The organism is Mediterraneibacter sp. HA8405 (genome assembly GCF_056148955.1).
On record NZ_CM148758.1, the window covers coordinates 730,993 to 744,783 of the forward strand.

General features: G+C 47.0%; 11 protein-coding genes and 1 pseudogene. 10 read left to right on the forward strand and 2 right to left on the reverse strand.

The features are described from left to right. The first annotated feature begins 101 nt into the window (after positions 1–101). The 7 genes from tilS (at position 102) to AC0QUU_RS03435 (ending at position 9,282) form a co-directional block, all read left to right on the forward strand. Positions 102–1,676 carry a tRNA lysidine(34) synthetase TilS gene (gene tilS / locus AC0QUU_RS03405; RefSeq protein ID WP_474544592.1) on the forward strand — a complete coding sequence of 525 codons (1,575 nt, stop codon included), beginning with the start codon at positions 102–104 and terminating at the stop codon, positions 1,674–1,676. Then, positions 1,621–2,148, forward strand: a complete 528-nt coding sequence (gene hpt / locus AC0QUU_RS03410) for a hypoxanthine phosphoribosyltransferase (protein WP_474544593.1) — start codon at positions 1,621–1,623, stop codon at positions 2,146–2,148. Before tilS ends, hpt begins: the two co-directional genes overlap by 56 nt. A gap of 65 nt (positions 2,149–2,213) precedes the next feature. Next, positions 2,214–4,007 (forward strand): ATP-dependent zinc metalloprotease FtsH, encoded by a 1,794-nt coding sequence (ftsH, locus tag AC0QUU_RS03415; RefSeq protein WP_474545511.1) that lies wholly within the window; start codon positions 2,214–2,216, stop codon positions 4,005–4,007. 69 nt (positions 4,008–4,076) lie between these two features. Beyond that, entirely contained in the window at positions 4,077–6,140 is a 2,064-nt protein-coding gene (locus AC0QUU_RS03420) for a glycoside hydrolase family 13 protein (RefSeq protein WP_474544594.1), read from the forward strand. 974 nt (positions 6,141–7,114) lie between these two features. Continuing rightward, positions 7,115–8,011, forward strand: a complete 897-nt coding sequence (locus AC0QUU_RS03425) for a pyridoxamine kinase (protein WP_474544595.1) — start codon at positions 7,115–7,117, stop codon at positions 8,009–8,011. A gap of 16 nt (positions 8,012–8,027) precedes the next feature. Beyond that, a complete protein-coding gene (locus AC0QUU_RS03430; protein ID WP_474544596.1) occupies positions 8,028–8,591 on the forward strand; it encodes a TIGR04002 family protein in 564 nt (187 codons plus the stop codon). 94 nt (positions 8,592–8,685) lie between these two features. Beyond that, the gene (locus tag AC0QUU_RS03435) at positions 8,686–9,282 is read left to right on the forward strand and encodes a TIGR04100 family radical SAM protein (RefSeq protein ID WP_474544597.1); all 597 of its coding nucleotides are present in this window, start codon (positions 8,686–8,688) and stop codon (positions 9,280–9,282) included. A 247-nt stretch (positions 9,283–9,529) separates the two neighbouring features. Here AC0QUU_RS03435 and AC0QUU_RS03440 read toward each other — a convergent pair whose 3' ends face one another. Both AC0QUU_RS03440 and AC0QUU_RS03445 read right to left on the reverse strand, forming a co-directional pair. Next, complete coding sequence (locus tag AC0QUU_RS03440; protein ID WP_474544598.1) at positions 9,530–10,393, reverse strand: methionyl aminopeptidase; 864 nt, start codon at positions 10,391–10,393, stop codon at positions 9,530–9,532. 92 nt (positions 10,394–10,485) lie between these two features. Further along, a complete protein-coding gene (locus tag AC0QUU_RS03445; RefSeq protein WP_474544599.1) occupies positions 10,486–11,721 on the reverse strand; it encodes a DUF1015 domain-containing protein in 1,236 nt (411 codons plus the stop codon). Positions 11,722–11,942: 221 nt separating this feature from the next. Here AC0QUU_RS03445 and AC0QUU_RS03450 point away from each other — a divergent pair, with 221 nt between their 5' ends. From AC0QUU_RS03450 to AC0QUU_RS03460, 3 genes and pseudogenes are all read left to right on the forward strand, one after another. Next, complete coding sequence (locus AC0QUU_RS03450; RefSeq protein WP_474544600.1) at positions 11,943–12,524, forward strand: FHA domain-containing protein; 582 nt, start codon at positions 11,943–11,945, stop codon at positions 12,522–12,524. A gap of 120 nt (positions 12,525–12,644) precedes the next feature. After that, positions 12,645–13,046 carry a hypothetical protein gene (locus tag AC0QUU_RS03455; protein ID WP_474544601.1) on the forward strand — a complete coding sequence of 134 codons (402 nt, stop codon included), beginning with the start codon at positions 12,645–12,647 and terminating at the stop codon, positions 13,044–13,046. A gap of 132 nt (positions 13,047–13,178) precedes the next feature. Further along, positions 13,179–13,670, forward strand: a pseudogene (locus AC0QUU_RS03460) (shikimate kinase); the annotation flags it as partial. Between the last annotated feature and the right edge of the window lie 121 nt (positions 13,671–13,791).

The window sequence follows — 13,791 nt, forward strand, 5'->3', positions numbered from 1 at the left end:
TGCGCCGGAAGGAGCCGGGCCCCCGGAGAACGGCTTTGCAGCTGCATTTTGTACAGGAACGCGGGCTTTACATTTTGGCATGAATTGGGTATAGTTTACATATGATGAGAAATATAGAAGAAAAGGCAGAGGCTCTGATTCGGAAATATAATATGATAGAAGAAAATGATGTGGTCATTGCAGGCGTATCGGGTGGTGCGGATTCGGTATGTCTGCTTTTTGTGCTTTGTGCATTGAAGGAAAAGTATGATTTTTCGATCAGAGTCTGCCATGTGAATCATGGTCTCAGAGGCGCGGACGCGGATGCGGATGAACAATTTGTAAAAGAACTGTGCCGGAAGTTAAATGTTCCCTGCAGGGTTTTTCACAGAGATGTGGAATTAATTGCCAGAAAAAGGAAACAATCTCCTGAGGAGGCGGGGCGTATGGTCCGCCGGGAAGCTTTTGAGATTATGTGCCGGGAGGAAGGAGGAACCAGAATTGCAGCGGCTCATCACTGTGATGATAATGCGGAGACAATACTTCTGAATCTTGCGAGAGGAACAGGAATCCGGGGCCTGTGCGGCATAAGGCCGGTATACGGGAAATGGATCCGGCCGCTGCTGGGAGTTTCCAGAGGGGAAATTGAATCTGCGCTGTCAGAGGAAGGAATTTCCTGGCGCAGAGATATGAGCAATGAAGATGATATCTATACAAGAAACAGAATCCGTCACCATATTCTGCCGTCTCTTCAGACACAGGTCAATCCGGAGACTGTGCGGCATCTGAATGAACTGTCACGGCAGGCGCAGGAAGTCTGGGATTATATTTCATGGGGAGTGGAGAATGCATGGAAGCGGTGTGTGATCTTCCCTCCGGATGGAGAGCCGGTTCCTGAGATACGGGAAGTATTTTTCCGGACAGAGATGCCTGCTGTTCAGAAACAGCTTATTCACAGATGTATCTGTACAGCAGCGGGAAAAAACAGAGATGTGGAGGCAGTCCACGTGGAGGCGGTTCTGCAGCTGTTTGACAGACAGGCAGGGAAAAGGATCAGCCTTCCTTTTGGAGTAACGGCATATCGAACTTATGAGGGTGTGCTTCTGAAAAAGGACATACCGGAAAAAGGGGGAGAAGAGTCTGCCCGGGGAGATGAGGGAAGAGTCTCTCCGGCTTCACGCGGAGAAGATAAAGAGATCGAAGAGACGAGGGTCGGAGAAACAGAACTGAAAATACCGGGAGAGACCAGAATTCCCGGAACACCTTTCCGTATATGCTGCCGGGTGTATGAACGCAGACCGGATAATTCCGCGCCGTACGGCGGAGAGGAAGACAGAGAGATCCGGATCCCGCAAAAAAGTTACACGAAATGCTTTGACTATGATATAATAAAACATACCGCTTTTGTGAGAAAAAGGCGTCCGGGAGATTATCTTATTATCAGCAGGAACGGGGGCAGACAGAAACTGAAATCTTACTTTATCAATGAAAAAGTTCCCCGCCCGGAGCGCGACCGGATATTTCTGATTGCGGACGGAAGTCACGTTATGTGGATTCCGGGCATGAGGATGAGCGCCTGGTATCAGATCAGCAAAGAGACAAAGAGGATTCTTGAGATAAAGATAACGGAGGAAAAAGAAAATGGCAGAGACGATCAGAGTTCTGATTCCCGAGGAGAAAGTGGATCAGAGAATTGAAGAACTGGGAAAAAAGATCAGTGAAGATTATGCGGGCAGGCAGATTCACATGATCTGTATTCTTAAGGGCGGCGTATTTTTCATGTGCGAACTGGCCAAGAGGATTACGGTTCCGGTATCACTGGACTTTATGTGCGTGGGCAGCTACGGCGACGGGACGAAGTCCAGCGGAGTGGTGCGCATCGCAAAAGATCTGGATGAATCTATTGAGGATAAAGAAGTGCTTATTGTAGAAGATATTGTTGATTCGGGCAATACGCTTTATTATCTGATGGATGTGCTTAGAAAGAGAAATCCTGCGAGTATCCGTCTGTGTACGCTTCTTGATAAGCCGGACCGCAGGGTAAAAGACGTGAAAGCCGATTACCTGGGCTTTGAGATACCGGATGAGTTTGTAGTGGGATACGGACTTGACTATGCCCAGAAATATAGAAATCTTCCCTACATCGGCGTGGTGGAAGGAGTGGAATAGGAAGGAGTTAAACAGCATTGAATAACAGCAGAAAATACAGAGGCACAAGCGGCCCGGCCATTATTATGTTTATTGTTATTGTGGCCGCCGTACTCTGGATGGCAAGCCAGCTCCAGATGCATCAGCAGGAGATGACATGGAGCGAGTTTGTCTCAGAAGTAGAGGATGACAATGTGACGGACGTATATATTGAGCAGAGCAGAGCTGTGCCGACCGGTATTGTTACCCTTGAACTTAAGGACGATAATTCCACAAGAAAAGTGAATGTTTCAAATGTGGAGGAAGTAGAGGCATTCTGTGATGAAAATGGCCTGTCATACCGGCTGGAACCGGTTCCGCAGGAGTCTGTTTTAAGTACGGTCCTGCTTCCTGTACTTATTACAATGGGCGGAATTGCCCTGATCTTCTTCCTGATGAACCGTCAGGGCGGAGGAGCCAATGCAAAGGCCATGAACTTTGGAAAGAGCCGCGCAAAGATGTCCGGACAGAACGAGATTAAGGTGACTTTTGCGGACGTGGCCGGACTGAAAGAAGAAAAGGAAGAACTGGAGGAGATTGTGGATTTTCTTAAGTCTCCGAAAAAGTATGTACAGGTAGGAGCAAGGATTCCGAAAGGCGTTCTGCTGGAGGGACCTCCGGGAACCGGTAAGACGCTGCTTGCCAAGGCGGTAGCCGGAGAAGCGGGAGTGCCGTTTTTCAGTATTTCCGGTTCGGATTTTGTGGAAATGTTTGTAGGCGTAGGAGCATCCCGTGTAAGAGATCTGTTCCAGGATGCAAAGAAAAATGCGCCCTGCATTGTGTTTATTGATGAAATTGACGCGGTAGCCAGACGGAGAGGCAGCGGTCTGGGCGGCGGACATGATGAACGAGAGCAGACTTTGAACCAGCTTCTTGTGGAAATGGATGGGTTTGGAGTCAATGAGGGAATTATTGTCATGGCTGCTACAAACAGGAAAGATATCCTTGATCCGGCTATTCTGCGCCCGGGACGTTTTGACAGAAATGTAATTGTGGGACGCCCGGATGTAGGCGGAAGAGAGGAGATTCTTAAAGTTCACTCCAAGAATAAACCGCTTGGTGACGATGTGGATCTGAAACAGATCGCGCAGACCACGGCCGGTTTTACCGGGGCGGATCTGGAGAATCTGCTTAATGAAGCGGCGATTATCGCGGCAAAGGAAAACAGAATCTATATTCAGCAGCAGGATATCCGGCATGCTTTCGTAAAAGTAGGGATCGGACCGGAGAAAAAAAGCCGTATTGTATCGGATAAGGAACGTCGGATTACAGCTTACCATGAGTCAGGGCATGCGATTCTCTTCCATGTACTGCCTGATGTGGGCCCGGTATACAGTGTGTCCATTGTACCTACAGGCGGAGCAGGAGGATACACAATGCCTCTTCCCGAGCAGGATGATATGTTCAATACTAAAGGACATATGCTCCAGGAGATTACGGTGGCTCTGGGCGGACGTGTTGCGGAAGAAGAGATTTTCGATGATATAACTACCGGGGCTTCTCAGGATATTAAGCAGGCGACGGCCATTGCAAAGTCCATGATTACAAAATTCGGTATGTCTGAGAGACTGGGTCTGATTAATTATGATAATGACAGTGATGAGGTATTTATCGGACGTGATTTCGGGCATACATCGAGAGGATACGGCGAAAAAGTTGCCGGAACAATTGATGAGGAAGTGAAGCGGATCATAGATGAGTGCTATGAAAAAGCACGTGCGATACTGAAAGAATATCACGACGTTCTGGATGCATGCGCACAGCTTCTGCTGGAGAAAGAAAAAATAACGAGAAGTGAATTTGAGGCACTGTTCGGGAATTGTGGAGCGGATGCGGATTAGCGTCCGCTCCTTATGCCGTCAAAATGCGGCAGAGGTTGTTTTAACTTAAAAGTGAGGAGGCTGAGATATATGAACAGGGAGGCGCTGTTTTGTGACGGCACGAAGGATTATGTGATCCCGCCGGAGCCGGAAGAAAATGAAAAAATTCTTCTGCGGTTCCGTACAGCCCATAATGATGTGGAAGAGGTAAATATTCTGACAGGCGGCAGAAGCTATGCCATGTGGAAAACGCACTGCAGGGGAGAGTTTGACTATTACGAAATTGTCTGTCAGCTGGGAAACCAGCCTTTTGAATACATGTTTGAGATAAAAAAAGGAGAACAGATCTGCTATTATAACCGGTGCGGCGTATGTGAAAGCGAAGAAAATTATTATGCTTTCAAAATCGTCCCCGGGTTCTCTACACCGGAGTGGGCAAAGGGTGCTGTAATGTACCAGATTTTTGTTGACCGCTTTTACAATGGCGATCCTGACAATGATGTAGAGGACAGAGAATACATATATATCGGTTCGCCCAGTACAAAGATAAAAGACTGGAACCAGCCGCCGGCAGAAATGGACATTCACAATTTTTACGGCGGAGATTTGCAGGGGGTAATGGATAAGCTGGATTACCTTCAGGATCTGGGCGTTGAAGTGATTTATTTTAATCCGCTGTTTGTCTCGCCGTCCAATCATAAATACGATATTCAGGACTACGATTACATAGATCCGCACTATGGAAAGATCGTAGCGGACGGCGGCGATGTGCTTCCGGAAGGTGCAAGAGACAATATAAACGCCACAAAATATCAGAAGCGTACCGGAGATATCCGCAACCTGGAGGCAAGCAATCAGCTTTTTGCGGATCTTGTATCAGAGATGCATAAACGGGGCATGCGGGTGATTATAGACGGAGTATTCAATCACTGCGGCTCTTTTAATAAATGGATGGACAGGGAAAGAATCTACGAACAGCAGCCGGAATATCCAAAAGGAGCGTATGTCAGCAAGGACAGTCCGTACAGAGATTATTTTCATTTCTTTGATCAGAGAGACGAGGCCTGGCCGTACAACAAAAGCTATGACGGCTGGTGGGGACATGACACGCTTCCGAAATTGTCTTATGAAGATTCACCGGAACTTGAGCAATATATAATGAACATAGGAAAGAAATGGGTTTCTCCTCCTTACAATGTTGACGGATGGCGGCTGGATGTGGCGGCTGACCTGGGATGCAGTAACGAGTACAATCATATGTTCTGGAAGCGCTTCAGGAAAGAGGTGAAAAGCGCCAATCCGGATGTGCTGATTCTTGCAGAGCATTATGGAGATCCTGTGGAATGGCTGCAGGGAGACGAGTGGGACAGTGTAATGAACTATGACGCATTCATGGAGCCGCTGACCTGGTTCCTCACCGGAATGGAGAAACACAGTGATGAGCGAAGGACAGACCTGTGGGGGAATCCGGATAATTTTGTCGGAACAATGCGCCATTTTATGGCAAGCATGCTGACGCCGTCTCTTCAGGTTGCCATGAATCAGCTTTCAAATCATGACCACTCCCGGTTCCTGACCCGCACAAACCATATTGTGGGGAGGGCTCACCAGGTGGGAGTAAAAGCGGCAGAAGAAGGAATTAATCATGCGGTAATGCGGATTGCCGTGACTGTTCAGATGACATGGGTGGGATCTCCGACTATTTATTACGGAGACGAAGCCGGATTATGCGGCTTTACAGATCCGGATAACAGAAGAACCTATCCCTGGGGAAAGGAGAATAAAGAACTCCTGGAATTTCACAAAGAAATGATCCGCATCCATAAAACAGAAAAACCGCTTCGCAAAGGTTCGATTAAGCTGCTTAAGGCAGAGAAAAATTTCCTTGCCTACGCAAGATTTCAGGGCGGGGAACAGATTGTTGTCATACTGAACAACAGTAAAGAACTGATGCAGAACATTACAGTTCCGGTCTGGTATGCCGGAGTGCCGAAAGAAGGAAGAATGAAACAGCTCATCTATTCCTATGAGGAAGGGTATACTGTGGATTACAGCGAATACATTGTGGAAAACGGTGAGATTATCCTGAACATCGGCAGACACTCCGCAATCGTACTCAAACCCGTAAAAACAACAGATCCGTTTTCCCGTTGATGAAATTCGGATTTGTCGAAGGGAACTTGAATTAAGAAATACCGAAAAAAATTCAGACTTTCCTGGATAGAACGGGACGGAGATACGGGATGCGGGATCCTTGTTCCACTCCGGAATCTGAGAAAAATAAAGGATCTGAAATCTGATTAAAAGCAAGGCCTGAGATGAAAACTCACTGCGTTCGGGCAGATTCATCTCAGGCCTTAACATCAGACATCAGATCCTTTGTTTTTCTGACAGATTCCTCCGAGTCACAAGGATCCCGCATCCCGTATCTCCTGTGTATTCTATCCGCAAGAAGTTCCTGAATATTTCTGCTTTTTCCCAATGCAGAAGTACCTTTCGCAATTCCTCATAAAGGGAAGAATCAGGGGAACTTTACTGGTAAATATTGCACTGTGCTGATATTCGGAAGTGATGGCTGTTCCGACTGCAGTTGCCCGGATCTAAAGCATCACTACTGCCTGGATCACCTGCCGTCTCCGCCGTTAAAGCTCCCCGCTGTTTTTGTCTTATGAGGATCTGCGAAGGGATTTCCGGACTGAGGAACAGAAAAACGGAAGTCCGGAGAGTTTTTGGATGCGCCTTTCAGAAGAGGGGGACAGGGAATTCTGATGACTCTGGAATGAGTTTAGAAAAATAGGAACCTGAGAATCAGCGTCAGGATTTACAGCGGGCTCTGTCCGAGCGCATGCGAGTTAGCCCGCTGTAAATCCTGTTTTTAGCTGATTTCCAGGTTCCGTTATTTTTCTTAACTCATGGAACGGAAACAGAATTCCCTGTCCCCCTCTTCTGAATCCGTCTTATAAAAACTTCTTCGTCCTCTGTTTTCCTTTTTCAATACCGGAAGTTCACTTCGACAAATCCGAATTTTCGCAAACTGGACTGGTATAAAAGTACGGAACTGGACGTTTTTAATAAGCCAGTTGTATGATATTATTTCCCGGAGAAGAAATTGGAAAACAGGAGATATTATGACGAAAAAAATAGCAGTGATTAATGATTTATCGGGATTCGGGAAATGTTCACTGACAGCGGCAATATCGGTTATAGCGTCGATGGGAGTGCAGCCATGTCCGCTTCCGACAGCTATCCTGAGCGCGCAGACCGGATATCCCAGTTATTTTTGTGATGACTATACAGACAAAATGGATGAATTCCGGAAGGAATGGAAAAAAATGGGAGAATCTTTTGACGGCATTTATACCGGGTTTATGGCCGGAGGCCGTCAGATTGAAAAAGTATTTGATTTTCTGGATGATTTTTATACAGGAGATACTTTTCTCCTGGCAGATCCGGTGATGGGAGACAACGGGCGGAAATACGATATGTTTACGCCGGAGCTCCTGTCCATGATGAAGGAACTGGTCAGAAGAGCAGACATTATTACGCCGAATCTTACGGAGCTGTGCCTTCTTACAGACACAGACTACCGAATGATGAAAGAGATCAGAGAGCAGAAAAAACTTATGGAAGCAATCGGACAGATGTGCCGGGATCTGACCGGAAGCAGAACATCTGCCGGGCCGGCGGAAATAGTAGTGACAGGAATCTGCTATACAGATCAGACAGACGGTGTGCGCAAAGTAGGCAATCTGGCGGTTGCCGGCGGCCGGACAGAGTTTTCATCCTTTCCGTTTATCGGGGAGAGTTATTCCGGCACAGGCGATCTGTTTGCGTCTATGATTGCCGGCGGCCGGGCCAGAGGAGACGCTTTGGAAGATATAATGGAATTAGCCGGAAAAATTATAGAGCTGGCGATACAGGATTCGGCAAAACGTGACGTTCCCAGAAATGACGGAGTTGACTATGAACAGTATCTGTGGATGCTGGCAAAGCAGAACTCCGGCGCAGGACAGGGAAAAGCTTAAAGGAGGATAGAGCAGAATGCAGAAAGACAGCAGAATACAGGGAAAAACGACAGAAAGGGAAAAGACAGTGAAAATGGCGGCTGCAGGTCTCTTTGCGGCGATGATTGCGGTTATGACCGCTTATATCTGCCATATTCCCTACGGAGCAAATGGCGGCTATATTCATTTTGGCGATGCGCTGATTTATCTGGCGGCGGTATTTCTCCCCAGACCTTATGCCCTTGCGGCGGCGGCAATTGGCGGAGGAGCGGCGGATCTGCTGACAGCTCCTATGTGGATTCCGGCTACTGTGATTATAAAAATGATGATCGTACTTCCTTTCTCGGGAAAACAGGAAAAGATCCTGACTATCAGAAACTGGGCGGCGCCCTTTACAGCGGCGGCGATTTCCGCCACGGGCTATTATCTGGCGGAAGGAATTCTGTTCGGATCTTTTATTACTCCGGCCGCGTCTCTGGCAGGAAGTCTTATTCAGTCAGGGGGGAGCGCTGTATTTTTCTTCGCCTTAGGGGCGGCATTTGACCGGGCACGGGTGAAAGGAAAAATACAGCGGATGATGCATCTGAGCAGCGGGGCATAATTCAGATCAGGCGGATATTGGCGATACGTTTCGCACGGCATGAAACAGTGAACTGCCTGATGCGATTAAAATAAACAGAAAGCAGGAGAAGAAAATGGCTGACATATTATATACGTATAAAAATGAAGTTTATGTAAATCTGACAAATAAATGCGACTGCAGCTGTACCTTTTGTATTCGCAGTCATAAGGACGGGGTGGGAGATGCAGATACACTCTGGCACAAAAAAGATCCTGCACTTGAAGAAGTGACGGCGGCCATGGACGCATTTGATTTTGCCGGATATCAGGAACTGGTGTACTGCGGCTATGGTGAGCCTACCTGTGCGCTGGAAAATCTTGTTGCCTCTGCAAAATACGCAAAAGAAAAGTATGGAATCAAAGTGCGGATTAATACCAACGGCCTTGGAAACCTCTACAATGGAAAAGATATCGTTCCGGAACTCATGGACGCTGTGGATGTAGTATCCATAAGTCTGAACGCGCCGAATGAGAAGAAATATATGGAAGTAACAAGACCGCAGTTCGAAAACGCATTTCAGGGAATGCTGGATTTTGCGTCAGAATGCAGAGAAAAAGGACTGGAAGTACGGTTTACAGTGGTAGACGTACTTCCGGATGAAGAAATCAAGGCAAGCCGTCAACTGGCAGAATCCATGGGAATCGGACTCAGAGTGCGGCATTTCGCATAAATATCAGGCCTGGGTTTGCTGAAATGAATTCGGATTAAGAAATACCAGAAAATATTCAGGGGGCTTACAGCCCCCTTTTCTGCGTATTTCATCCGAGAGAAGACCTGGAGGATTTTTAAAGAGGATTTTCGGACTGAGAAACAGAAAAGCAGAATCCCCTGTCTGTTTCTCCTGAATATGTCTTCAAAAAATTTTTTGTCTTCTGCTTTCCTTTTTGTATCGGAAATCCACTTTGTTGAATCCGAATCTACTTTGTAAGTACTTCAATCCCGTCTTCTTTTACAAGCACCATGTATTCGATTTGTGCGGACAGTCCGTCGTCGATGGTGTAGACGGTCCAGCCGTTGTCTTCGTCTACGAAAAAGTCGGGGCTGCCTTCATTGATCATAGGTTCGATGGTAAACATCATTCCCGGAACGAGAAGCATTTCACTGCCCTTTGGCGTTACGTAGCTGACAAAAGGATCTTCGTGGAAAGCAAGGCCGATGCCGTGCCCGCCGATTTCTTCTACGACAGAATAACCGTTTGCCTTTGCGTGGGTGTTGATCGCATCCGCGATATCTCCCAGGTGTCCCCATGGCTTTGCGGCAGCCAGACCAAGTTCAACACACTCTTCTGTTACGCGGACCAGCCTTTCGGCGCGGTCAGAGACTTTTCCCATTTTAAACATGCGCGACGCATCGGAAAAATAGCCGTCCAGGATAGTGGAAACATCCACATTAATAATATCCCCTTCCTGGATAATAATATTTTCGTCTGGAATGCCGTGGCAGATTTCGTTGTTAAGAGAAGTGCATACACTTTTCGGGAAGCCCTGATAATTCAGAGGCGCGGGAATGCCGCCGTGTTCTGTGGTGAAACGATATACAATTTCATCAATTTCCGCCGTGCTCATCCCGATACGGATATGCTTTGCAACTTCGTCCAGTACTGCAGTGTTAAGTACGGCACTTTCTCTGATCTTTTCAATCTGCGCCGGGGTTTTCAGCAGAGATTTTGAAGGGACGATTTCCCCCCGTTCAGCATGCATAAGCATTTTCTCTTCAATGGGCATGTGGCATTTTTTATATTTCTTTCCACTGCCGCACCAGCAAAGTTCATTTCTTTCCATTTAATTACATCTCCTCTAAATCTAAAATAATATGATTGCCGCTTCTTTTTGGCTGCGGCATGCCTGTCAGTCTGATGTACATGTGTACAGTATCAGAAACGATGAATAAACAGACCGCTTCGGAGCTTTGGTTCAAACCAGGTGGATTTCGGCGGCATAAGCATTCCTGCATCGGCTACCGCCAGCAGCTCTTCCATTGAAGTAGGATACATGGAAAAAGCGGCGCCGCCGTAACTGTCAGCCATTTTTTCCAGCGCTTCCAGTCCGCGTATCCCCCCGACAAAGCGGATGCGGGGATCGGATTTCGGATTCCTGATGCCAAATACAGGGTCAAGAATGCGGTCCTGCAGAATGGATACGTCAAGACTTTTGACAGGTCCGACGTCGTCCGGAACATTTTCGGCGCGCAGCCTGTACCAGCTGCCGCTGCAGTAAAAACCGAATTCACCTTTCCGAGAAGGTCTGAACGGCTTCTGGCCTGAAAGGGCAATATCAAATTCATTCTTTATCTTATCAAGAAATGATTCAGTTGTATAGCCGTTCATATCCAGCACGCACCGGTTATAGTCATATATATGCAGTTCATCTGACGGAAACAGAACCGAGAGAAAATAGTTGTATTCTTCATCTCCTGAAAAGTCCGGATTTTCGGCTCTTTTCCGCAATCCTGCCTTTACGGCCGAAGCAGCTCTGTGATGCCCGTCGGCGATATAAAGACGGGATATATCTGAAAAAATATGAGAAATATTCTCGATTTCGGATTTCTGATCGATCCGCCATACCTGATGGCGCACCTGGTCGCTGGCCGTGAAATCATAGAGGCACGGTGACCGCTTTACGGAAGCTATGATTTTTTTAAGCTCTGTCCGGGGCCGGTATGTGAGAAAGATCGGTCCGGTCTGGGCGCTGCAGGCGCTCACATGACGGATCCGGTCTGTTTCTTTCTCTTCCAGTGTGTTTTCATGCCTTAAAATTACATGATTCAGGTAGTCGTCCACAGAGGCGCAGCCTACAATGCCGTTCTGGGTCCTGCCGTCCATGGTGAGCGCATATATATAGAAGCAGGGATTCTCATCCTGTATAAAAGAGCCGTCGGCAATCATTCCGTCAAGAATTTCTCTGGCTTTTTTGTAAACAATATCAGAATAAGGATCTGTGTTTTCGGGAAACTGTGTTTCCGGGCGGTCGATTCTGAGGAATGACAGCGGTTCTTCCGCTATTACTTCCCGTGCCTCGGCAGTACTGTATACATCATACGGCAGTGCCGCTATGGAAGCGGCAAGTTCTGCCTTCGGGCGGACTGCCCGGAATGGACGGATCGTACTCATAGTAATCTCCTTTTGCTGCTGTATATATTTCCGGGCTGCATTTTCCGTGCCGGTCTGCAGGAAATATACCCGGGATACACTGACGCTATTCTAACATAATTGCAGTGAATATGCCATACCGGGATAGAGAAGCAGTCGACAAAGATTGATAAAAAATACATTCGTGCTTGCCCGTAATGGAAAAGTATAGTAGTATATGGATTTAAAGGAGTGATAATTTCATGAGTAGCATGTCATACTGGATTATAATGATTCTTCTTGCTGCCGGATGTGCCGGGATGCTGGCAGGGTCGTTCATCAGCATAAAAAAACGCAAGGCTGAAAATGCGGCGCCCCGCCGGAAGGGCCGCAGGCAGCCAAACTATGGCGGGAATGAAGAAGATCAGTACGATACAGCAAGGCGGAGAGCGGTCCGCCGGCCGGAACAGGGGCAGAACCAGGCGCCTCAGGATTCCAGGCCCCAGAGAAAGAAAAAGAGACAGTGGAAAATTATTCTTGAGAATATTGACAGCTGGGAAAAATACAGCTTTGTATTTTATGACGTCGTAGGTATCGGCAGAGCCCGGGAAGGGAAAATGTACGAAAAATACCTTCCGCTTACAGAGGATAAAAGGATATCGAAAGCGCACTGCGTGATTGTGCGCAGAGGGGATCAGCTTTATCTGAAAGATGAGGGCTCAAGAAACGGCACATTTCTTAACGGACAGCGGGTAGAGCAGCCCATGCCGCTGCAGAAGGACGATATTATCGGTGTGGGAGGAATAAGGCTGGAAGTGCAGCGGGTACTCCGGGAGAGCGATTGAAGCGGCTGGTTTCGGGACAGAATAATATATGGTTTACAATGCCGGATCTTTCCGGGAAAATTCACTTCCCGGGATTTCCGGCATATATTATATATATAATGTCTGTCTGGGAGTGAGAAAATGGATCAGAAACTGCCTTATTATATGGCGTATCCGATGACGCTTGACTATGACGATGAAAGAATTGAACGGATGGATTTTGAATATCTCAAAAGCATGTATCCGGAAATCGCAAAAAACGTACTGCCTTATGTGGAAGAAGAATGCGACCGTATGGCATATGAAAGCAGTATGATTTATGATCAGTATCCGGATAAACTGCAGCTCAGAATGATGTGCGGCAGAATCTGTGAGAACATAAAACGGAATAAAAAATTGTTCCGCAGTGAAAGCATGGCAGGAATTTCCTCCGATACGGACCATGGCGGCAGATGGCTCAGGGATCTGGTGGAAGTAATGCTTTATCAGGAACTGTACCGGCGCAGGAGCGGACGAAGAAGAATGAGGCGTAAGTTTTACTGACAACAGGAAACATGTTATAATCATCAGAAAAACGCGCCGGTTAAGAGGAACCGGCGCAGAGGAAAACGGACAAAAACACAGGGACGTTCAGACTCTGACATACGGAATGGAAAAACGGCAAGGGAGAGACATATGAAAAGTAATCTTATATTTATCGGTATGCCTGCTGTAGGGAAAAGTACAGTGGGCATTGTAGTGGCAAAGCGCCTGGGAATGAATTTTATAGATACGGATCTGCTGATTCAGGAGCAGGAGAAAAAACTGCTGCGGGAAATCATTGCGGAAGTTGGACAAGATGGTTTCCTGAAAATTGAAAATCAGGTCAATGCAGATCTGGAAGCGGAGAATTCTGTTATTTCGCCGGGCGGAAGCGTAATTTACTGCAGCGATGCCATGAAGCATTACAAAGAAATCGGAACGGTTGTATATTTAAAGGCTTCCTATCAAACAATAAAAAAGAGAATTCACAATCCGAAAAAACGCGGCGTTGTTCTGAGGAAAGACCAGTCTTTCAGGGATCTCTACAACGAGAGGGTTCCATACTTTGAAAAATATGCGGATATTACTGTATGCGAGGACGGCTGCCGGATTGAGGATACAATAGAAAATGTGATCAACGCGGTGGGAGAGTATCGCAAACAGCAGAAAAAACGGAAAAAGAAAAAATACAGAAAGCAGGCGGGGACAGGATACAGAAAGGCTTCGGATAAGAAAAACACTTGACATAAGTGCCGGTAAAAGACTA